Here is a 21,134-nt window from a genome sequence, read left to right as displayed (position 1 = left end):
TCCAGGTCGCCGATTACGGCATCGTCGGCGATCTGTTCAAGATCGTTCCGGAGCTGACCGAAGCGCTGGGGTAAACACGTCGTTCCCTCACCCTCCCAAGCCTTTCGGCTTGGGCCCCTCCCTCTCCCGCAAGCGGGCGAGGGGCGAAACTTCTACCCTCGCCCACGAAGGTGGGAGAGGGAGGGGCCCGTTGGCGCTAGCCAATGGGAGGGTGAGGGAACGACGCCCGCCCGTGAAAACTGCCCCCGCTGTGACGGCGGGCATAGCGACCTGCCCCGCCCCGATGTTCATGACGGAGCGGGATCATATTTCCGGGTGGGCGGGATCATGGACAAGTTGCAGGCCATGCAGGTTTTTGTGCAGGTGGTGGAGCTGAATGGCTTTGCCCGGGCCGCCGACAAGCTGGGCCTTCCGCGTGCATCGGTCACGACCATTATCCAGAATCTGGAGGCCCATCTGGGCACCAGCCTGTTGCAGCGGACGACACGGCGCCTGTCCTTGACCGCCGACGGGGAGCTTTTCCACGAACGCGCCCTGCGCATCCTGGCCGATGTGGAGGAGGTGGAGATCGGCTTCACCGAAGGCCGCCGCCATCCCAAGGGCCGGCTGCATGTCGATATGCCCACCTCCATTGGCCGGTTGGTGGTGATCCCGCGTTTGCGGGAGTTTCATGAGCGCTACCCCGATATCGAACTGAAACTGGGCATGAATGACCGGCAGATCGATATTGTGCAGGAGGGGGTGGATTGCGTGCTGCGCGTCGGTGAACTGGCCGACAGCTCCATGATCGCCCGCCGCCTGGGCCTTCTCTCCGTTCTCACCTGTGCCAGCCCGGCCTATCTGGAGAAATATGGGGTGCCGCAACGGCTGGAGGATCTGTTGGGCCATCAGGGCGTGCGGTATTTCTCCCCCCATCTGGGCAACCGCTCCTACCCGTTCGAATTCGTGAAGGATGGGGTGGAGATCGACATCCCCCTAAAGGGGGCGGTCGCGGTCAATGATAGCGAGGCCTATATTGCCTGCGGGGTTCAGGGCTATGGCCTGATGCAGCCTGGCCTGTTCATGGTGATGGAGCAGTTCCAGCGCGGAGAGCTGGTGGAGGTGCTGCCCGAGTTTCGGCCCCGGCCCATGCCCATCTCCGCCGTCTATCCGCCCAACCGCCAGCCCTCACAGAAGGTACGGCTGTTCATCGACTGGGTTGTCAGCCTGTTCGAACAATGCCCGATCCTGCAGGGCGCTGATAAGCCCTTTGCCTGTTATCAGCACGCCGCCGCCTGAGAGGGCCGGAGACTGCCGGCCCTGTGCCCAACGGATTGTTCGGATAATCCGAATTCTGTTGTCGGAAAATCGATATTTATTCGTCACGGCGGATGGGTGATGCTGCAACTGCTCACTGACCTGCGGACGCCTGTTCGCGGGCTCGTATGCTATTTTGATGTTGAAAGGTGTTATTTACCAAGCCCTTGCGAAAATGCATGGGTGATAAATGAAAAAGATTTAATCCCTGCGACGGCCATCACAGCGGCAATGCAGCAAACCCGATAAACCTGAAAATTGAGGGAGCCTCATCCGGTCTGGGTGCGGTTCCAAACCCGAAACAAAGGTGTTGGACAAGGGGCCCGGATCGCCGGGCATCCAAGGGCGGCGCTGTCCTTAGAGCAGGCCTCTTTTGCGTGATCCCCCGTCGATGGGCGGCGGCGGGAAACCCCTTTCTGCACCCTTCTGGCAAGGAGTGGTACCCATGTCGATGACGCGATCCAAGCTGGCCTGGATGATGGCGGCCGGTGTGTCGCTGCTGGTGATCTCGCTGGCGACGTTGCAGGGGCAGGCGGAAGACAAGCCGGTGGCCGTGGCCGCCATGCCCGCCGTTGAGGTGGATGTGGCGCCAGTGGTGGCGCGCAAGGTGGTGGACTGGCAGAGCTATTCCGGGCGTCTGGAGGCGGTGGAGCGGGTGGATATCCGCCCCCGCGTCTCTGGCACCATCACGGAGGTGCATTTCAGGAACGGGGCGCAGGTGAAGAAGGGCGATGTCCTGTTCACCATCGATCCCGCCCCCTATCGTGCCGAGGTGGCGCGGGCCGAGGCGCAACTGGCGGCGACCCAGGCCCGGGTTCGCTTCACCAGTGCCGAACTGGACCGTGCCGCCAAGCTGGTGGCCGACAGCACCATTCCCCGCCGCACCCTGGACGAGCGGGAGCATAATGCCCGCGACGCCCAGGCCAGCCTGAGGGCAGCGCAAGCGGAACTGGATGTGGCGAAGCTGAACCTGTCCTACACATCCGTCACCGCCCCCATCTCCGGCCGTGTTTCCCGTGCGGAAATTACCGTGGGCAATGTCGTGGCGGCGGGGGCGACCGGTGTGCCGCTGACGACGCTGGTTTCTGTCTCGCCCATCTATGCCTCCTTCGACGTGGATGAGCAGACCTATCTGCGCCATATCGCGTCGGTGAAGGATCAGACCGGTGTGCCGGTGCAGCTGGGTCTGGCCAACGAGGCGGAATATTCCCGCGCCGGCACCATCGATGACGTGGATAACCGGCTGGACCCCGTGTCGGGCACCATCCGCGTCCGCGCCCGCTTTGACAATGCCGACGGTTTGCTGGTCCCCGGCCTCTATGCCCGCGTCAAGGTGGGCGGGTCCGATCCGCAGGCCGCCGTGATGGTCGATGAGCGCGCCATCGGCACCGATCAGGACAAGAAATTCGTTCTGGTCGTGGGTAATGACAACAAGGTCTCCTACCGCCCCGTCCTGCTGGGCAGCCGTCAGGAAGGCCTGCGCATCGTCACCGGCGGCTTGCAGCCCGGCGAACGCATCATCGTCAACGGCATGCAGCGCGCCCGTCCGGGCGACGTGGTGAAGCCCAAGGCGGTTGCCATGGAACGCCCCACGACGCAGGTCGCGGCGCGGTAAGGCCACCCCATTCCACCCCTCGCCCGCGATAGCGGGAGAGGGAGGGGCCCGAACGCGCAAGCGTTCGGGAGGGTGAGGGGTCCCCCCCAATCGTTGCTCCCTCACCCTCCCATCGGCTGACACCGATGGGCCCCTCCCTCTCCCACTGACGTGGGCGAGGGGTGATGACTACTCAAATTCCAAGCCCATCCCATTCCGCACCCCCACGCGGAGCCCGAGGCTATCATGAACATCTCCCGTTTCTTCATCGACCGCCCGATCTTCGCGGGCGTGTTGTCGGTGGTCGTCTTCCTGGCGGGGTTCATTGCCCTGTTCCAGCTGCCGGTCTCCGAATATCCGGAGGTCGTGCCGCCCTCCGTCGTCGTGCGTGCGCAATATCCGGGCGCCAACCCCAAGGTCATCGCCGAAACCGTTGCCTCCCCGCTGGAGGAGCAGATCAACGGCGTTGAGGACATGCTGTATATGCAGTCCCAGGCCAACAGCGACGGCAACATGGCGCTGACCGTGACCTTCAAGCTGGGCACCGACCCGGACAAGGCCACGCAGCTGGTGCAGAACCGCGTGGCCCAGGCGCTGCCGCGCCTGCCGCAGGATGTGCAGCGGCTGGGCGTGACGACCGTCAAGTCGTCGCCGACCCTGACCATGGTGGTGCATCTGCGCTCGCCCGACGACCGTTATGACATGACCTATCTGCGCAACTACGCCGTCCTGAATGTGCGCGACCGTCTGGCGCGCATTTCCGGGGTGGGTGAGGTGCTGCTGTGGGGTTCGGGCGACTATGCCATGCGCGTCTGGCTGGACCCGCACAAGGTAGCCGAACGCGGCCTGACGGCGAATGACGTCGTCAACGCCATCCGTGAACAGAATGTGCAGGTGGCCGCCGGTGTCATCGGCGCCAGCCCGTCGGTGCCCGACGCGCCCCTGCAATTGTCGGTGAACGCCCAGGGCCGGTTGAAGACGGTGGAGGAATTCCAGGACATTGTCCTGAAGACCGACGCCGGCGCCGTCACCTATCTGCGCGATGTGGCGCGGGTGGAACTGGCCGCCTCGCAATATGGCCTGCGCTCCCTGCTGGATAACCAGCCGGCGGTGGCCATCGCCATCAACCAGGCACCGGGTGCCAATGCGCTGGCCATTTCCGAAACCGTTCGGGACACCATGGCGGAGCTGCAGGCCGACATGCCGGATGGCGTGGAATATTCCATCGTCTATGACCCGACCCGCTTCGTGCAGGCCAGTATCGACGCTGTGATCCACACCCTGCTGGAAGCCATCGCCCTGGTCGTGCTGGTGGTGATCGTTTTCCTGCAAACCTGGCGCGCCTCCATCATCCCGCTGCTGGCCGTGCCCGTCTCCATCGTCGGCACCTTCTCCCTGATGTTGCTGTTCGGCTTCTCCATCAATGCCTTGTCATTGTTCGGCATGGTGCTGGCCATCGGCATCGTGGTCGATGACGCCATCGTGGTGGTGGAGAATGTGGAGCGTAACATCGCCGAGGGCCTGTCGCCCAAACAGGCCACCTACAAGGCCATGCAGGAGGTGAGCGGGCCCATCATCGCCATCGCCCTGACGCTGGTGGCCGTGTTCGTGCCGTTGGCCGCCATGTCGGGCCTGTCGGGCGAGTTCTACAAGCAGTTCGCGATGACCATCGCGATCTCCACCGTCATCTCCGCCTTCAACTCGCTCACCCTGTCACCGGCCTTGTCGGCCCTGCTGCTGAAGGGTCATCATGACAAGCAGGACTGGCTTACCAAGGCCATGAACAAGGTGCTGGGCGGCTTCTTCCGGGGCTTCAACCGCGTGTTTCAGCGCGGGTCCGAAGCCTATGGCAAGGGCGTTGGCGGCGTGGTGCGGCACAAGGGCGCCATGATGCTGGTCTATGTGCTGCTGCTGGGCCTGACCTTCGTGCTGGGCCGGGCGGTACCGGGTGGCTTCGTGCCGGCCCAGGACAAGGAATATCTGATCGCCTTTGCCCAGCTGCCCACCGGCGCCTCGCTGGACCGGACCGAAGAAGTGATCCGCGCCATGACCGACATCGCCCTGAAACAGCCCGGCGTCGATCATGCCGTTGCCTTCCCCGGCCTGTCGGTCAACGGCTTCACTAACTCGTCCTCCGCCGGCATCGTGTTCGCCACCCTGAAACCCTATGAGGAGCGGCAGAAGGACGGCCTGTCGGCCAATGTCATCGCCATGTCCCTGCAGCAGCAGTTCAATGGCGTGAAGGAAGCCTACGTCGCCGTCTTCCCGCCGCCGCCCGTCATGGGCCTGGGCACGCTGGGCGGGTTCAAGATGCAGCTGGAGGACCGCGGCTCCCTGGGTTACGAGGCGCTGGCCAAAGCCGCCAATGATTTCGTGATGAAGGCCCGCCAGACCCCTGAACTGGGGCCGACCTTCAGTTCCTATGAAATCAACGTGCCGCAGCTGGATGTGAACCTGGACCGCGTGAAGGCTAAGCAGTTGGGCGTGCCCGTCACCGACGTGTTCGAGACGATGCAGGTCTATCTGGGCTCCCTCTATGTCAACGACTTCAACATTTTTGGCCGCGTCTATCAGGTGCGGGTGCAGGCGGATGCGCCGTTCCGCGCCCATGCCGATGATATCGGCCTGCTGAAGACCCGCAATGACCAGGGCGTGATGGTGCCGCTGTCGTCGCTGGTGCAGGTGACGCAGAGCTATGGTCCTGAAATGGTGGTCCGATACAACGGCTACACCGCCGCCGACATCAATGGCGGCCCGGCGCCGGGTTACTCCTCCGGTCAGGCCGAGGCAGCGGCGGAGCGGATCGCGGCGGAGGTTCTGCCGCGCGGGATCAAGTTCGAATGGACCGACCTGACCTATCAGCAGATCCTGGCGGGCAACGCCGCCCTGTGGGTGTTCCCCATCTCCGTCCTGCTGGTCTTCCTGGTGCTGGCGGCCCAGTATGAAAGCCTGACCCTGCCGCTGGCCATCCTGATGATCGTGCCGATGAGCCTGATGTCGGCCCTGGCCGGCGTCTGGATCACGGGTGGGGACAACAACATCTTCACCCAGATCGGCTTCATGGTGCTGGTCGGATTGTCGGCGAAGAACGCGATCCTGATTGTGGAATTCGCCCGCGAGCTGGAAACCCATGGCCGAACTGTCGTCCAGGCCGCGATTGAGGCCAGCCGCCTGCGTCTGCGTCCCATCCTGATGACCTCCATCGCCTTCATCATGGGCGTGGTGCCGCTGATCACCTCCACGGGGGCTGGTGCGGAAATGCGTCAGGCCATGGGTGTGGCCGTGTTCGCCGGCATGCTGGGCGTCACCCTGTTCGGCCTGCTGCTGACCCCGGTCTTCTATGTCCTGCTGCGCTTCATGGTCGGCGCGCACCGCAAGCAGCCCGAGCCGGCCCTGCCGGTCGGCATAGTGGCGGCGGGCGATTAACTCTCCAATAAAGCAAAACCCCCGCCGGATCACACCGGCGGGGGCTTTTGTTTTCAGGCCTTCCGCTTGTGCAGCTTATGCCACAGGAACAGCCCGCCCAGCCCCAGGATGGCCAGAATGATCAACGCATCGAACCGATGCAGCCAGGTGCTCAGCGTCGGGTTGGAATGCCATTCATGGCCCAGCGCCATGCCGACATAGGCCAGGGCGAAGCACCAGGGCCAGGAGCCCAGGAACGTATAGATATGGAACGGCACCTTCTTCATGCCCACGATCCCGGCGGGCAGGGCGATGAAGGTGCGGATGACGGGCAGCAGCCGGGCAATGAACACGGCGGCATTGCCGAAGCGGGCGAAGAAACGGTCCGCCATGTCCAGGTCCGCCGCATCCAGCAGCACATAGCGGCCCCAGCGCAGGATGGCCGTGCGCCCCCCATGCCGCCCCACCAGATAGGCCACTTCTGAACCCAGGTTGCAGCCGATGGCTCCCGCCGTCGCCACCAGGATCAGGTTCATCGACCCGGTGGACACCAGATATCCTGCGAACGGCATGATGATTTCCGACGGCAGCGGGATGCAGGCGGACTCGATCGCCATCAGCAGCGCCACCCCGGCATAGCCCATGGCGTCGATCACGGCGATGATGCCGGTGGCCAGGAACTCGATAATATCGCTCAACATACTGTCTGTCCGTTCGCCGGGGCCGCATCCACCCACCGGTGGACCAGTCGCGCTTATATACCGCGCAGGTTAGCGCTGCCAGGGGGCGCCATCATGGGGCTGCCTTGTGCGCGGTTGTATTGGGTGGTCTGGCTTCTGCCCCTACCAGGGGTGGGGTCACCTGTACCAATGTATAGAGTATCTGATCGGCAAATTAGGAAATATTAACGAAGTCGAGTAGTTCAACTATTTCGATTCCAAAGGTTATAACCTTCCGATTTGGTGAATTTTCGGTAAGTTCGACGTATGGTTCTGACAGGTCGATGCGCCCACTGCATGATATCTGGAGGAACGCGATGTTGTTCGGAAATAATTCAGACGCCGAAGCAATCATCTCTGCCCTGAGCAAGGCCCAGGGTATGATCGAGTTCTCTCCGACAGGAGAAATCCTGAACGCCAATGACAATTTCCTGAAGGTCATGGGCTATCGTCTGGACGAAATCAAAGGCCGTCACCATTCCATCTTCGTGGATGAGGCGACGCGCAACAGCCGGGACTACACCCAATTATGGCAAAGCCTGCGTGAAGGCAAGCCGGGTCAGGTGCAGATGATCCGGCGCTTGGCCAAGGGCGGGCGCGAGGTCTGGATACACGGTTCCTATAATCCCGTTTTCGACCGCCGTGGCCATGTCTGCAAGGTCGTGAAGCTGGCCAGCGATGTGACGGCCGACCGGCAGCGGGCGCTGGATGTGCAGGGGCAGTTGGCGGCACTGAACCGGGCGCAGGCCGTAATCAGCTTTGCCATGGATGGCACCATCCTGGATGCCAACGAGAATTTCCTGACGGCCATGGGCTATCGTCTGGACCAGATACAGGGCCGCCATCACAGCATGTTCGTCGATCCGCAGGAGGTGACGACCGACAGCTATCGCTCCCTGTGGGCGGGCCTGCGCGCGGGCCGCTTCAGCCAGGCCGAATATAAGCGTCTGGCTGCCGGTGGCCGCATCATCTATATCCAGGCCACCTACAACCCGATCCTGGATGAGGATGGCAAGCCCGTGAAGGTGGTGAAGTTCGCCACCGACGTGACTGCCGCCGTCGAGGCGCGTCAGCGTAACGAGCAGACCCTGTCGGCGGTGCAATCCTACCTGGGCGATATTGTTTCGGCAGTGGAACAGTCCAATAATCAGGCAGAGAACGCAACCCAGGCATCGGAACGCACCTCCGTCAGCGTCGCCGCCATCGCCAGCGGGTCGGAGCAGCTGGACGCCTCCATCCAGGAAATCGCTCGCTCCATGAGCCATTCCAAATCCGCCACAGAGAAAGCCTTTGAAGAGGCGACCGTGGTCGATGCCGCCACCCAGCGCCTGTTGAACAGCACCCAGTCCATGGATGGGATTGTGAAGCTGATCCAGGATATTGCTGGACGGATCAACATGCTGGCCCTGAACGCCACCATCGAGAGCGCGCGGGCCGGTGAGGCGGGCCGTGGTTTCGCCATCGTGGCCGGCGAGGTGAAAAACCTGGCCCGGCAGGCCGCCAGCGCCACCGCCAGCATCTCAACCGAGATCGTCAGCCTTCAGGGCGCCGCCGGTGACGTGGCGGAGAAGATGGACGCCATCCGGGGTGCCATCGACGCCGTGCGCGGCTATGTGGTCGGCACCTGCTCCGCCGTGGAGGAACAGAGTGCGGTGGCCCGTCTGATGAACAGCACCATGCGCGGCGCCTCGGGTGACGTGGAAAAGATCCACCATTCCATGGACGAAATCGCCCACTCCACCCGCGCCGCCAACCAGCGCATCGGCAATGTCCGCGACGCCCTGCGCCTGATCGCTTAACGCTTGCAATCCCCGATGGCGACCACGCAATGCGGGCCGTACGGACTAAGTAACTGATTTTATGAGGAAAATTGGCGGACCCGAATGGATTCGAACCATCGGCCTCTGCCTTCGGAGCGCCGAGCTTTTTGGCGGAAAAGCACCCAATCATCAAGGTTTCTGCGGGTTTCCGCTTACCGAACTGCACTGATTTTGGCGTCGTTTGGCGGGGGTTTGAGCGATGATTGAGCGATGAAACCTCCATCGCAGGGCCCACCGGCCCACCTCGAGGATCGCGTTCAACACCTCTCGCCTTCCAGCAACGAGACATCACCCCGCCGACAAACGCCGTCGTGCCTGATATCGGCTGGCTGACATGGACATTGCGGAACGGACCGCGCGGGCCCAAATTATGACCTCTGCCGCGGTGGCGAGCCACGGTACGAACGTAGGACGAGTTGGAGTGCCAAGCATGTCGACACTGGATTTCAGCCATCTTACCACCGAGCAGCGGCTCGACCTGATTGCGGACCTCTGCGACAGCATCGACCATGACGCGGTGCCGCTCACCAACGCCCAAGCCGCTGAGTTGGACCGGCGATTGGCCATGTTGGATGCCGAGCCGGGCGAAGGCCGCGACGCCTTCGAGGCGCTGGCCGACCTTCGCCGTCGCCACGCGTGATGCGCGTTCGCCTGACGTCTGCCGCCGAGGCCGAACTGGGCGACGCACTGGCGTGGTACGGCGGCATCCGCGAGGGGCTGGCCGCCCGCTTCCTTGACGAGTTCGAGCGTCTGCTGGAGCGCCTGCGCGACAATCCGCAACAGTTTCCCTGTATACGGCGGGACATTCGCCGCGTCGGATTTCGCCGCTTCCCCTATGGGCTGGTTTTCCGCATCCTCCCAGGCGAGGTGGAGATCGTCGCCTGTTTCCATGACCGCCGCGACCCACGCCAGTGGCATCAGCGCACATGACATGACGGCACCATCCTCATTTGGCCACGGAACTACGCAAATCTTATATCTTCACCCTAAAGGCTGGGGGTGTAATGGATGGGCACGCCTCATCCGTCCACCCTGTCCCAGCGCGTTGCGCACTCTGTCATGCCGTCCATCGTTATGAGCATAGACCCTCTCCGCCGTCTCCATGGTGACATCGACCCATTGACAAGCGTCGAACAGCGGCACGCCAGCTTGCGCCAGATGACTGATACAGGTGTGCCGGAGTATGTGGGGGGTGACGATTTCGGGGTCCAAGCCGGCCGCCCTTGCTGCTGAGGCGAACGAGCGCTTCACGTCCCGGATGGGCCGGTTATGCGGTCCGTACTCGAACAGATGCGTGCGGGTCCGCCGACGGGCATGGCGCAAAAACCTAAGAAGCCGGTCGGGAATCTCCAGTCGCCCACGGCGCTTTGCCGTTTCTACCCGACCCGTGGGGCGAAAATCGATCACGCCTTTTTCGAGATCGACATGTCCGCCGTCGGAATTTGGTGCCCATTGCAGCGTCAAGATCGCCTCTTTCCGGCGTCCCGTGTAGTAGGCGAGGAGAATGAAGAGCGCGAGGTGCCGGCCCGACCTCGCATCCTTCCGCGCCGCCCGTATCAAACGCGCCACCTCTTGACGCGAAAGATAGGCCTCCCGCGGGGCTGATGCGGGCGGACGCCAGACGGTCGGCGCCTCTAGCAGATGGCCTTCCCGCTGGCAGTATGCCAAGGCGGCGGCAAGCGTGGAAAGCTCCCGCCTGACCGTTGCTGGGGACACTGCCACCGACCGGTAGCGGGGAGGATGGGATTCCGGGATACGCTGCCGTTTCTTGCGGGTCTCAAGATATCTGCGACAGGTCTCCCCGCGCACCTCAGACACCGGGATGTCAGCCCAGAACGGCGATAATGCCTGGATTGCCCATCCGATCCTCTGCGGGTCGGCGGTGGTTGTCGCATGTTGCTCTGCGTAGATGGTCAGTACCTGACCACAGGTCACCGCGTCTGATCGCTTCCCCCTGACGGTCGCCATCTCGTTCTCCACCCCGGTCGCGGCCCGCTGCAGGATGAACTTGGCCAGGGCCAGTTCGGCCCCTGCCCTGTCCTCAATCGTGCAGCCGGTGGAGATATCGCGCTTCCCCTTCACTGGATCCTGGAAGCGGATGTACCAACGATGCGCCGTCGATCCGGTCGTACATATCGGTACGAGCCGCGGTCCCATCACGCCCTTACGCGGGTGATTGGTCGGGTGAGCCATCCTTGAATCACCGCGCCTTACGCTTCGTCAACGCATTGGCGACAGCCCTCAGCTTCGTCGCAGATGAACAGCAAGGCGGCCTGTCCTGCCCAGTGTTCTTTCGGGCGTGGGCATCAGGCTGTCTTGCCGTTTGAAGGAAGGCAGTCAGATCGTCATGCGTGACGAATATTCTGCCGGCAATGCGGGTAGGCCGCAACCGACCCGCGGTCACCTCAGCACGCAGGGATCTAGCCGACACCAGTCCGTCAGAGCGAATTATCAATGCCGCTTCATCAAGGGTATAAAGCATTTCATGGCACCTGGAATCTTTGCACCTACTTGGGCAAATGCTCCGGTCCATTCATGGTGATCAGTCCCGATGGATGCGCGCGGCATGCATGGCCGCCTGGCTTTTTTGCGAACCCGAAAGTGCCTGGCGGCTGGCTCCCAAAGCAGCCGATCTACAGTCGTCATCCGCAGTCATCGCGAATGCACCAGCGTTGCGGCTGCTGCTAGGCGCCATACCGGCGCAGGGCGTTGAACCCGTGCCTTCGATCTCGGCTCCAACAGGTTGTCCATCCAGATGGGCCGTCCGATCCAAAGGTCCTTTGCTTGCGTCAGCATCGCGCCCCGATGTCAGGCCTGGGTGCGGATGTCGGGCTCGCGCGCGCAGTAGCGGGTCCTGGCCGCTTCCACGAAGCCGTTTCCGATGGGCTTCACCCCTTCGTCGGGCACCACGCCGGCCTTGTCGAGAAGCGGTTGCGCGGCGGCGCTGAAACCGATGGCCTTCAGATGGCCGAAGGCATCCATCAGCCATTGGATGGCAGCACCCTCTTTTAGGAAGGCCTTGGTACATTCTTTTAGGAAGGCCTTGGTACATTCCTTCGACAGGATCATGGCGACAGCGTCACTGACCGCCTTGACCAGCGTGGCCAGTTCATCCGCGTCGCTGCCGTCATGGATGAGGGAGAAATAGCGATTGAACATGAATATTTCATGGTAAATACAGCAGTGTTTTCGCCAAAAAATGACCCACAGTGATACCTGCCGGGCATCCATTTGGCACCCGTACCCATCCCAGATATGAGGCAAGGTCCCGCCATGGTTGACGTCGAGACGACCAAACTCTGCAGCGAGCTTTACGACATCCTGGGCGCCTGCAACAATGAAGAGCTGGCTCCCATCGTTGATATGCTCACGAAGGCGCAGGTCAGCGTCCTGAAGATCAGCCGGGCCTTCGAACGCCATCACCCGGAGCATGTGCTGTACACCGACCAGATCGGCGACGAGATGTATCGCCTCAGCCTTGAGGCCCTCGGGCGAGGCGGTGGCAGTCGACCGACATACGGCGCCATCGTCAACGGGCTCTGCAAGCGGATCGGCATTCCCGCATCGTCGAACGACACTGAGGCCACCGAGACGCTGCTCCTCAACACCTTCTCGAGGCAGCACCTGTCGACCCTGTCGTCGGCCGAAAGGCAGCTCGTCGTCATCGATGCTTGTGCCGCTGCATCAGACGCAGCCGCAGGCATGTTGAGCTCCGACGCCTGGCGGTTGGTCGCGTCGACCATCATGCAGGTGGCATACTTGCGGAAGAAGCTCACCGGGGAGGGACGGCCGCACACGAAGCCGGGCGACGAACAAGCGGCTGGCGGCGTTCCGGCTCTGGTCGATGACAGTGCGGGGGCGCTCATTGTCCAAACAGAGAACGGGGATCCGATCCTCTCGGTGGCGTACCTTCGCGAGGTCGACGCCGCCGGCTGGCGGGGTATCGACGGCGGCAGCAAGGCCATGCACATGCTTACCCCGATCCTGAAGGCCGTGCAGCCGTTGGTCGCGGCCGACGAGCTTTTGAAGGCAGGCAACTACATGCGCGTTACGGTCCCGCGTGGCGCGAACCTCGTCCATAGCGACAAGTTGGGCCATCTCATCGGGATGGCCAAGGATCAGAAGGGCAGCTTCAAGAGCATACGCCTCGATCCGGCTTCCGTCGCCAAGTTGGCCTCGCCTGCCGCCCTGCTCGCGTTGGCGACCGCCATGGCGGAGCAGCAGAAGCTGGAGGAAATCGAGAGGAGCCTCGCCGAGATCAAGGCCGTGCTCGGCGAGGTGTCGAGGTTCCAAAGGGACGAGCGCCGGTCCGTCCTGACCGGGTCGATCCGCTATTTCAACCAAGTCGCGCCTTCCGTCCTGGCCGGCGAGCTCGGCAGCGAGGTGCTTCACGAAATCGAACGGCACGAGGCCGAGCTCGTCCGGATCCAGGAACACCTTGCTGAGGAGCTTCGCGGCCAGGTTTCGGCCCTCCTCGCGGTCAAGAAGGAAGGGTGGGGCTCCACCACCAAGTATGTGAAGGCGATCGAGGATGCCCAGGCGGCCTTCGACAAGGCGTACGCCGAGCTGTCGTTGTGCATCCGGGCGAGGGCTTGCGGCTACCAGCTGCTGTGCTTCTATCCGGGCCGCGAAACCGGCAAGAGGGCCCGCTTGGAGGACATTAGCGGCGCGCTTTCCGCATTCTCGGTCGCAGGCGAGGCGGTCGTGTCTATGGACCAGGTCCTGCGGGAGAAGATGAAGGGCGTATCGTCGTACGAAACAAAGGCGCTTCTCCTGAACAACGAGAACGTGCTGTTCGACAGGCTGGCCGTTGAGGGCGCGGCGATCCTTGGCGGCTTGGAAAAGGCTCAACGTGGCCTATTGGACCAGGCCGAGCCAATTTCGATCGAACTCAGGATCCAGGACGGGGAGGCCGTCGCCATGCGTATGCTCTAACCTTGAGCTATCGGTTGGGCGGGCGGCTGACCAGCGAGCGAAAGCCCCTCGCAGCTAACTGCCGACCTCCGGGAGGACGACCTCGGGGAAAATCCGGCGAGCGACGAACAGCCCGTAAATCGGCACGCAGGGGAAGCGGCCCGACAGCATGGTGTGCATGGCCCTGTAATGGGTCCCGGCAGTCAGGACGTCGTCGACGATGAAGATGACCTGCGGGATGGGCCCGGCCAATGCTTCGTCGATCCGGTATGTCAATCGGCATTGAAGTTTGGCTCTGACTCAATTTTGATGAAATTCGGGATTGTTTCAAATCAGACTCTTCAACTGGATCAAAAGAATGAAGCATCAGTTCCAGATATGGTTTTGGAGATGAGGCAACGATCTAAGAATAGATTACGGGCTTCACAACTTGTTTCAGCGATCAGTAGGCAGCTATGACAGGCAGCGCCATGAAGAGCACGGTCGTCTGTAGACGAATTGGGTTCATGATCGGCACAGATCGGATCATTTGAACAGAGCGCCAGACGATCCAATGCAGATTTTAGGATTTCAGCAAAACGACTGGAAGCGGCAACCAAACCGCCCAGAGTGCCCTGGCGACCGGTTGTCGCCGTGTAGATTAGAATACCGCATCGGTCGATAACTTCCTTACGCAAGGGGTTCGCCTGCGCGTAAACTCGTTCCTTCAGGCTGGTAGCCGGATAGCCGCATTCCAGCGCGATCTCCATCATAAGAACGTGCGACAAGCTGTGAAGCATCGTATACACGGCACCTCGGCTACCGGGCACTTGACGCCCCCTGGCCGTTTCCCAACGCCTGCGCCCTGCTTCCAGTTGTGCTACACGCACATCAACACCCTTAAGTTTTATCCATTCTGACACTGCGTTTGCGTCAAAATGGATGAACAGACCTTCCCCAAACTGCTCTACTGCTGGCAACCAATCGGTCTTTAAGCTAATTGGTGCACCATCGACCGCAAGGTTGGCATCTTCCAGATCATCATCCAACTCCGTCGGGGCCGCTTCGAAACGCGTGAAGCCATACAGACACGTAACTTCCCGCAACCGATGGACTGCAACGAGGTTCAGTATATCACGGCACCATGGCTCATCCCGCGCGTCCCATGTCGACCGGTGCAGTGTTTCAGCGAACAGCAGAGAATCCAATTCATCGCTTCCAATACTCAATTGACCGGACGCGAGAATATCAAATTCAGCTACCTTAGCTGGCGCCGAAGCACTTTGCTGTACACTGTTGCCAACAAGGCCCAGCCGGATAAATATCTCATCATTTGAGTACTTTTCTAAGGATGCTCTAAGTTTTTGGTTGAAGCGACGCGCCTGACCAACATCATCAGGATTCAAGGCGCCTTTCAGGTCGTCCCAGTTCTCTTGTACTCGGCGAGTAAGCTCATCTTCACCTTCTGGTAGAGAGATGATGGTGACTACTTGAGGGAAGTAGGCATTCGTCGCCGCACGCGTGAGCAGTTTCAGGTTTTCGGTGCATCCATCCGGGTCGCGATCATCAAGCCAGGGACGGGTCCCACGACAAGAGCCCAATCGCCCAGGCTGGAATAATTGCTCCAACGACAAGGCGCGACCGCACTCGCAGACGATCCGGGTATCGCGCGGATCAGCGCTGGTCCCCTTTTCCTCAAGCCACATAGGCTCGCGGCATTGATGTGGACCATGGACAACCCATCGCCAGTTCACATCCTCAATATGTCCTTTTTTACAGGCAGCCACGAAACGAATCGGACTGACATCAGATTTATGGCCGTCATCATGCTGGAATTGACGTTTGCCGCCAGTCGGATTGAGTTCACTCCACTGAACAAGCCGACGACGGCGCTCAGCTGTCTGTCCGGTGGCATCCCGTTCATCGGCATTGCATACGAACCACGTCGGAAAAACGGCCGCCTCCACGCCCAGAACCTGCTGGCCGTTGACGTCCCCGCTGACGGGAGGTGTCCGCAGTGTAAGGTGTCCATCCTCCGGCAGCCTGCCGTTCCTTCTTAAACGTTGCTCAAGTTTTTCAACAAGACGGGGTTCGCGGATCGGCTTGAAGGCATCACCACGGGTATCCCATCGTTCCAGGCCTCCGATGATGACCGAGCGCGTCGGTAGGTCAATCATGGCACCAGGCCCGAAGGTCATGATGATCTGGCTCTGCCGAAGGACGTTCTTATTACTCATCTTGACACCTCAACCCACATCGTCGGCCTGAGCAATCTGCCTCCAGAACGGATCCCGCACCTTCAGGACAGTGTTTGTCTCCACGTCCCGCATGGAGCGACCAGCGACAAACCGCTGGTGGTCAGTGGACAAATTGGGAATAGCGGGGTCCAGAGGCTGATAGAGCAGATGCCGCGGCGCCCCAGATCGGCTGTAGGCCTGAGCCTCGGATTTCCGGACAACGTTGCGCCAAGCATTGAACAACTGGTCAATGGCGTTAACCAGCGCCGGCTTCCCACCTGGAAGGCTGTCCGGCGCGCGCGCAATGATGGCATCACGAACCTTCGCGGCAACGTCCGGCTTTTCGCAGATATCCTGTACTGCGCGTTCCGACGTCAGCCCTGGGTCCAAATGCCGGGCGATAGCGACCACGATCGCAGCCAAGGCGCGATCCAAGGCACGGGCCGCCCACGGCGTCACGCTTGTCGCTTCAACCGACCGATAGAAGGTACGGTGGAAATGCCCGAACTGCTCATAGTGCATACGGTCACGGGGCTTGTGAACATTCAGCACGGTGATGATCAGTCCCGGTTTGGAGGGGGCACGGCCAACCCGGCTTGTGGCCTGGATATATTCCGCCGCGGTCTTGGTCTGTCCCTGCACGATCATCAAGCCAAGGCGCGTGATGTCGAGACCGACGGAGATCATGTTGGTGGCCATGGCCACATCAACGGTAGCCTCTGGGTTTCCGAATGATTGCTCCAGCCGGCGCTTCGCCTCGGCCACCTGGTCGGTCGATACCCGCGATGTGAGTTCGAGCACCTCACCAATCCTGCGATCGGCAAAGGGGTGATCCGCTGGGTATACCCGATTGCGCTTAGTTCCATAGACGGCGGCGCGGGCGCGAACCTCGTCTTCTACGATGCGGCGTGCGCCGCCGAGTTCCCGGAGTGCGTTGAAATAGCATAGGGCTGTCAGATAGGGATCGGCGGGGTTGCCGCGCCCACCACCGGTAGCCTCGTACTGGGCCTGCGCAGCCGCGATCAGCGTCGTGAGCGCCCTGAGGAAAACCAGTTTCGGACCGCGCCCTTGCGCCGCGAGGCCAAAGTAGAAACGGGGTGGATTTTTCTCATCGTTGACGGTTTGGGCAAAAAAGCTGTCCTTGCGGTCAATGCCGGGAGGCGGAAACATCGACGTCTTATGTCTGTCGAACAATGCCTGTACCTGGCCGGCGGCCCTGCGAACGGTCGCCGTGGAGGCCACGATCTTGGGCCGGACACGTCCTGTCGGCCCGTCACGGCTGGCCAGTAGATCGACCGCTACCTCGTAGAGTCCGGCAACCGTCCCCAGCGGACCCGATATCAGATGCAACTCATCCTGGATAATCAGATCGGGCGGCTCCAGCGTGAAGCCGTTGTCCAGCTTTCGTCCGCCGGCCGAGCTGGGTCCGAAGAACCCGATATCGGGCTCAAAGCGGTCCACATTGCGGAAAAATGCACCGCTTTCACCGATCCAGGGCAAACTGGCGAACTTGTCGACCGTGGCGATCAGAAATGCCGGAAGACGGCGGTAGATGGGTTCATCGACCGTTAGGACCGGGAGGGCACGGTCGCCGGTGAAGTCACATGCCGTGTTGACGCAACGGATCTCCATGTTGGTGGGCGCTGACATGTTTGGCACACAGCTGAAACTGTCAGGCGCGAACGGCTTTTGACACCAGGGGCAAACCTTGATCGGTGCCGGCGCCCCACGTCCGGTCTTCTGATAACGGCGCACACGCTTCACAGCCGTGTCATCGCGTCCCTTGTCACCACGACCGCCAAGCCGGTTGGGTGATGCGTCGGAACCGACCCAAAGCCCGATCTCAATCGGCCAATCGCCCAAAAGGCGCCGCCCCCGCGCATCGCGGAATGACGGATCAGTGCGCATCAACTCAAGTGCGCAGACAACACCGGCTGCACGGCCAAGCTGATCCAGCGTCAGCAGGCGCAGCGTGTAGCGCATGATGACGGACAGCCCCGCCCCCAGCACACCATCATTGGACAGACGCCGCATGGCGATAACGAACGCCGCCAAGCCCAAATAGGCCTCAGTCTTGCCGCCACCTGTTGGGAAGAAGAGCAGATCGACGATTTCCCGATCCGGGTGCCCCTTCTCCACCAACGAACGCAAATTCAGCAAGATGAAGGCCAACTGAAACGGACGCCATTTCGGCGCGCGTTGAGCGACCGGATCGCCATCCGGTCCCGCGTTGCGACGACGGGCCGCCCGCGCGATGGCCAAATTCATGATGCGGAACGCGAGCCTGGCACGGTCATTTTCGGCCAGCAGGAGGATACCGTCAGCGATACGACGGCTGGCCGCGCGCATGTCGGTGATAAGGTCACTGGCGGTTTCAAGCCGCCTCTGGGCCTTAATACCAGCTCTTTTTACCTCTTCCTTATCGATCCAGGTATCGTACAGCAATGTCAGCGGCGATAACCTTGCCGCCAAATCCACATTGCCGGCGGCGGCAAGCTCGGCCAGCGTCTCCATCCCGAACTCGACACCCGTGATGTCCTCATTGGGTGCCACCCGCTCGACCTCCGCCTTCGGCAGGAAATCGGTCCAGGCCCGGCGAACCTTGCCGTCTGCATCCACACCCCAGTCGGCGGCGGCATTCCGGCCAACGGCATATTCGCGGACATCGCGGTAATGGAGGTCCGCGACGCGCAGGTCCGTATCCGTGGCATTATAGCCGGAGAGGTCAAACCGCGGCATAATGCCTTCCGGACAGATCACTTCCAACTGCACTTGGAAGGCATAAGCGACGTCCGCATATCGCCTGCGAGCGGTGACGCGCCTGTTAACGAGGAAGATGGTTACCGCCTTGACCTGTTCCCGGCCATTCTCCGGATTGTCGATGGTAAACAAGCTGGAATGCCAGGAGAGTTCAAGGGCACCGCCTCCCATCTGTGGGGCCGCACTTTCCGGAACCAGCTTCTTGTCTCGTTGTTTCTCCAGGCTCACCTTAACAATCTGGCGCCGCGGTTTGCGCACCCAATGCACAGTCGGCAGGGTACGTTGTCCCCCACCGCCGTCGGCCTCATCCATGAGTATCTGCGGCGGCAGGGGCGGTTCGGTGACATAATCGCCCCAGTTCACCGCCACATCGAAAGTCGTCACCGATGCCGGCAACAGCACCGTAATGCCGATGGACGAGGGCAGGAAGCGCCGCTTCACCGTCGGCGGTTCCGGATCTTCGTCATCCTGGGGTATACTGCCTTCAAGGGCGTCTTCGTCTTCTACGAGATCAAGTTCCGGAGATGCGTTCTCCCCCTCTTCCTGGGTAGCGACATTATCCAGCGCCGCCTCCGCAGCCTCTTCCTCGGCAGGCGCGATGAAACCAGTCAGATACCAGCGGGACGGGCTTTCCGACAACACCTCATCCTGAAGGTCTTCATCAGCGGGCATGGGCGCGGGGCCGATCAGGTCGCGGCGCAGCATTTCCACGATGCGGCTACGGACGGTGGTGCTGTCGGTCATCTCGGTACTCCCAGTTCCACGACCAACTGACCAAGCACAGCGGACAGCCATGCTTGCGTAAATTGGTTGCCCAAGGACGGGCGGGCACCCGTTTCCTGAAACAGCTTCTCCAGGCTGACCATCCGGTCCCTAAATCCCAGCGCCACGCCGACCCGAAGGCTGGCCTTGTCCGGGCCGCACAGGATCCAGGCGTCGGGCCGGATCAGCGCATGGCTCCACAGATCGCGTTCACCGGGGTCAAGGTTGGCGCTGCCGGGATATCTGGCCAGCAGCGCCGACCGTTCCGCATCGCCCACGGCATGAATGGCCGCTAGTGACTGCTGAAGCGCCACCTGGTCAATCCGTTGTTCGGGGCGACGCCGTTGAAAGCCGGTATGCGTTTCCTCAACACACTTCTCGACCATCTCCACCTGGAATGTCCCGACCAGGGCGGACCAGGAATGGGTGCGGTGGCACTCGATAACGACGTTGGTGTCGACCAGAAGGGGATGTGGGCGTAATGGCATCGCGGGTCATAACCCCAGCTCGATGTCGATGCCATGGGCCGCGCAGATTTCTGGAATATCATCGATATAGATATCCAACAGGCCGGCAACGCGACGAACAGAAATGAGGCCGCGATCAATCGCCTTTGCCACCACATCCATGAACGTGGCGGAGAATAGCGGCGGTAGGGCAGGAACCTCCCCCCCCCTAGTACGGCGGGCGGTAGCATGGTCGATCAACCAGGCGTCGGTAGATGATAGCAGCTTAAGGGCGACCAGCCGCCACATGACGGCCGGCGCCGAAACCTTCAGCGTATCAGCCACATCCTGGATTTTCTGCGCCACAGCAACCCGGTCCAGCCCGGCCCAGTCACCAAAGCGGGCGATGACCTTGCGCGGCATCAGCAGGGCGGCCGCGAAATTGTTGGCCAGCAGTTCGACCCGCTCCGTCTGGGTCCGCTTGCCCCTCCGGCCACCCGTGGCGGATGACACATCGTCGTCCGCATCCTCCTCGCGGTCGGGTGGCATCTCCTCCCAGGTCAGGATATGGAACAGTTCGTGGGCCAGGTCGAAATGGCGGCGGGACGCCCCCTCATTGCGGTTGATCAGCACGACATCCAGATCGGCCAGATGGCAGGCAGCACCGGAGATACCGCGATCGGCCTCCACCATCAGCACCAGCAGGCCCAACTGCTGCTCCATGCGCTCGCCCAGCCGGTCAGCCGGTACATCACCCAGGTCCAAGCGTTCCGCCATCTGCTCCCCGGCGGCCATGGCATCTTCAAAGCTGCTTTTGGGCGTCAGCTTCAAATTGAGACCGACATAGGAGAGCGGCTTGCCGACCTGGGGGGCCATGTTGCGATAGAAGGCGATCCAGCAGCCGGCCTTGGCCTGATACTGGTCCAGTGTCGCCGGTGCCATCCCCGCCTGCCGGCGCCATGAGAAGGCACCCTCCCGACCCACCAGCCGGAACGGATCCGTGAAATAGTCCAGCGGTGCCTGCAGCACCTCGACCGCTTTCAGCAACTCTTCCGCTGACAGGCCGCGCTGACCGGTTTCAATGGCCGAGAGGGTTTGCCGGTTGTCGAAACCGAACAACTTGGCCAGGGCATCCTGGGTCAAACCCATCTCGTCCCGACGTGTCTTGATCCGGCTTCCGAACAGTTCGTGTGACATGTCGC

The 21,134-nt window shown here is 61.6% G+C and carries 15 protein-coding genes; 7 read left to right on the top strand and 8 right to left on the bottom strand.

Features of this window, described 5'->3' with window-relative positions:
• Positions 1–327 precede the first annotated feature (327 nt).
• The 3 genes from ACODSP_RS23380 (at position 328) to ACODSP_RS23370 (ending at position 6,316) form a co-directional block, all read left to right on the top strand.
• On the top strand, positions 328–1,278 hold the full coding sequence (locus ACODSP_RS23380; protein WP_488967945.1) for a LysR family transcriptional regulator: 951 nt from the start codon (positions 328–330) through the stop codon (positions 1,276–1,278).
• A 463-nt stretch (positions 1,279–1,741) separates the two neighbouring features.
• Positions 1,742–2,911 (top strand): efflux RND transporter periplasmic adaptor subunit, encoded by a 1,170-nt coding sequence (locus tag ACODSP_RS23375; RefSeq protein ID WP_488967944.1) that lies wholly within the window; start codon positions 1,742–1,744, stop codon positions 2,909–2,911.
• A 225-nt stretch (positions 2,912–3,136) separates the two neighbouring features.
• Complete coding sequence (locus tag ACODSP_RS23370) at positions 3,137–6,316, top strand: efflux RND transporter permease subunit (protein WP_488967943.1); 3,180 nt, start codon at positions 3,137–3,139, stop codon at positions 6,314–6,316.
• A 53-nt stretch (positions 6,317–6,369) separates the two neighbouring features.
• Here the strand turns inward: ACODSP_RS23370 and ACODSP_RS23365 are convergent, their stop codons facing one another.
• Entirely contained in the window at positions 6,370–6,996 is a 627-nt protein-coding gene (locus ACODSP_RS23365) for a DedA family protein (RefSeq protein WP_488967942.1), read from the bottom strand.
• A 335-nt stretch (positions 6,997–7,331) separates the two neighbouring features.
• Between ACODSP_RS23365 and ACODSP_RS23360 the strand changes: the two genes are divergently transcribed.
• The 3 genes from ACODSP_RS23360 (at position 7,332) to ACODSP_RS23350 (ending at position 9,764) form a co-directional block, all read left to right on the top strand.
• A complete protein-coding gene (locus ACODSP_RS23360; protein ID WP_488967941.1) occupies positions 7,332–8,813 on the top strand; it encodes a methyl-accepting chemotaxis protein in 1,482 nt (493 codons plus the stop codon).
• 451 nt (positions 8,814–9,264) lie between these two features.
• Positions 9,265–9,474: an addiction module protein gene (locus ACODSP_RS23355; protein ID WP_416622318.1), complete on the top strand. Its 210-nt coding sequence runs from the start codon at positions 9,265–9,267 to the stop codon at positions 9,472–9,474.
• Positions 9,474–9,764, top strand: coding sequence for a type II toxin-antitoxin system RelE/ParE family toxin (locus tag ACODSP_RS23350; RefSeq protein WP_488967940.1), 291 nt, complete (start codon positions 9,474–9,476; stop codon positions 9,762–9,764). Before ACODSP_RS23355 ends, ACODSP_RS23350 begins: the two co-directional genes overlap by 1 nt.
• Positions 9,765–9,815: 51 nt before the next feature.
• Here the strand turns inward: ACODSP_RS23350 and ACODSP_RS23345 are convergent, their stop codons facing one another.
• Together ACODSP_RS23345 and ACODSP_RS23340 are read right to left on the bottom strand one after the other, a co-directional pair.
• Positions 9,816–11,027: a tyrosine-type recombinase/integrase gene (locus ACODSP_RS23345; RefSeq protein ID WP_488967939.1), complete on the bottom strand. Its 1,212-nt coding sequence runs from the start codon at positions 11,025–11,027 to the stop codon at positions 9,816–9,818.
• Positions 11,028–11,642: 615 nt separating this feature from the next.
• Entirely contained in the window at positions 11,643–11,993 is a 351-nt protein-coding gene (locus ACODSP_RS23340; RefSeq protein ID WP_488967938.1) for a type 1 glutamine amidotransferase family protein, read from the bottom strand.
• Positions 11,994–12,107: 114 nt separating this feature from the next.
• Here ACODSP_RS23340 and ACODSP_RS23335 point away from each other — a divergent pair, with 114 nt between their 5' ends.
• Positions 12,108–13,769, top strand: coding sequence for a hypothetical protein (locus tag ACODSP_RS23335; RefSeq protein WP_488967937.1), 1,662 nt, complete (start codon positions 12,108–12,110; stop codon positions 13,767–13,769).
• A 54-nt stretch (positions 13,770–13,823) separates the two neighbouring features.
• Here ACODSP_RS23335 and ACODSP_RS23330 read toward each other — a convergent pair whose 3' ends face one another.
• The 5 genes from ACODSP_RS23330 to ACODSP_RS23310 all read right to left on the bottom strand — a co-directional run bounded on the left by ACODSP_RS23330 (position 13,824) and on the right by ACODSP_RS23310 (position 21,129).
• Entirely contained in the window at positions 13,824–14,000 is a 177-nt protein-coding gene (locus ACODSP_RS23330; RefSeq protein WP_488967936.1) for a hypothetical protein, read from the bottom strand.
• Positions 14,001–14,098: 98 nt separating this feature from the next.
• On the bottom strand, positions 14,099–15,964 hold the full coding sequence (gene drmB / locus ACODSP_RS23325) for a DrmB family protein (protein WP_488967935.1): 1,866 nt from the start codon (positions 15,962–15,964) through the stop codon (positions 14,099–14,101).
• A gap of 9 nt (positions 15,965–15,973) precedes the next feature.
• Entirely contained in the window at positions 15,974–19,468 is a 3,495-nt protein-coding gene (drmA, locus tag ACODSP_RS23320; protein WP_488967934.1) for a DISARM system helicase DrmA, read from the bottom strand.
• The gene (locus ACODSP_RS23315) at positions 19,465–19,974 is read right to left on the bottom strand and encodes a hypothetical protein (protein WP_488967933.1); all 510 of its coding nucleotides are present in this window, start codon (positions 19,972–19,974) and stop codon (positions 19,465–19,467) included. Before ACODSP_RS23315 ends, drmA begins: the two co-directional genes overlap by 4 nt.
• A 6-nt stretch (positions 19,975–19,980) precedes the next feature.
• Entirely contained in the window at positions 19,981–21,129 is a 1,149-nt protein-coding gene (locus ACODSP_RS23310) for an XRE family transcriptional regulator (RefSeq protein ID WP_488967932.1), read from the bottom strand.
• Positions 21,130–21,134: the final 5 nt, after the last annotated feature.

The sequence above is a fragment of the Niveispirillum sp. FG156 genome (assembly GCF_057809555.1).
The sequence above is the reverse complement of the archived record's forward strand: the minus strand, read 5'-3'. Positions and strand labels throughout refer to the sequence as shown.

Bases quoted from the DNA above. Each gene is read 5' to 3' on its own strand.
- drmA (WP_488967934.1), bottom strand. From the start codon at position 19,468: ATGACCGACAGCACCACCGTCCGTAGCCGCATCGTGGAAATGCTGCGC.
- ACODSP_RS23355 (WP_416622318.1), top strand. From the start codon at position 9,265: ATGTCGACACTGGATTTCAGCCATCTTACCACCGAGCAGCGGCTCGAC.
- ACODSP_RS23370 (WP_488967943.1), top strand. From the start codon at position 3,137: ATGAACATCTCCCGTTTCTTCATCGACCGCCCGATCTTCGCGGGCGTG.
- ACODSP_RS23340 (WP_488967938.1), bottom strand. From the start codon at position 11,993: ATGTTCAATCGCTATTTCTCCCTCATCCATGACGGCAGCGACGCGGAT.
- ACODSP_RS23375 (WP_488967944.1), top strand. From the start codon at position 1,742: ATGTCGATGACGCGATCCAAGCTGGCCTGGATGATGGCGGCCGGTGTG.
- drmB (WP_488967935.1), bottom strand. From the start codon at position 15,964: ATGAGTAATAAGAACGTCCTTCGGCAGAGCCAGATCATCATGACCTTC.
- ACODSP_RS23360 (WP_488967941.1), top strand. From the start codon at position 7,332: ATGTTGTTCGGAAATAATTCAGACGCCGAAGCAATCATCTCTGCCCTG.
- ACODSP_RS23335 (WP_488967937.1), top strand. From the start codon at position 12,108: ATGGTTGACGTCGAGACGACCAAACTCTGCAGCGAGCTTTACGACATC.
- ACODSP_RS23380 (WP_488967945.1), top strand. From the start codon at position 328: ATGGACAAGTTGCAGGCCATGCAGGTTTTTGTGCAGGTGGTGGAGCTG.
- ACODSP_RS23365 (WP_488967942.1), bottom strand. From the start codon at position 6,996: ATGTTGAGCGATATTATCGAGTTCCTGGCCACCGGCATCATCGCCGTG.
- ACODSP_RS23350 (WP_488967940.1), top strand. From the start codon at position 9,474: ATGCGCGTTCGCCTGACGTCTGCCGCCGAGGCCGAACTGGGCGACGCA.
- ACODSP_RS23310 (WP_488967932.1), bottom strand. From the start codon at position 21,129: ATGTCACACGAACTGTTCGGAAGCCGGATCAAGACACGTCGGGACGAG.
- ACODSP_RS23345 (WP_488967939.1), bottom strand. From the start codon at position 11,027: ATGGCTCACCCGACCAATCACCCGCGTAAGGGCGTGATGGGACCGCGG.
- ACODSP_RS23315 (WP_488967933.1), bottom strand. From the start codon at position 19,974: ATGCCATTACGCCCACATCCCCTTCTGGTCGACACCAACGTCGTTATC.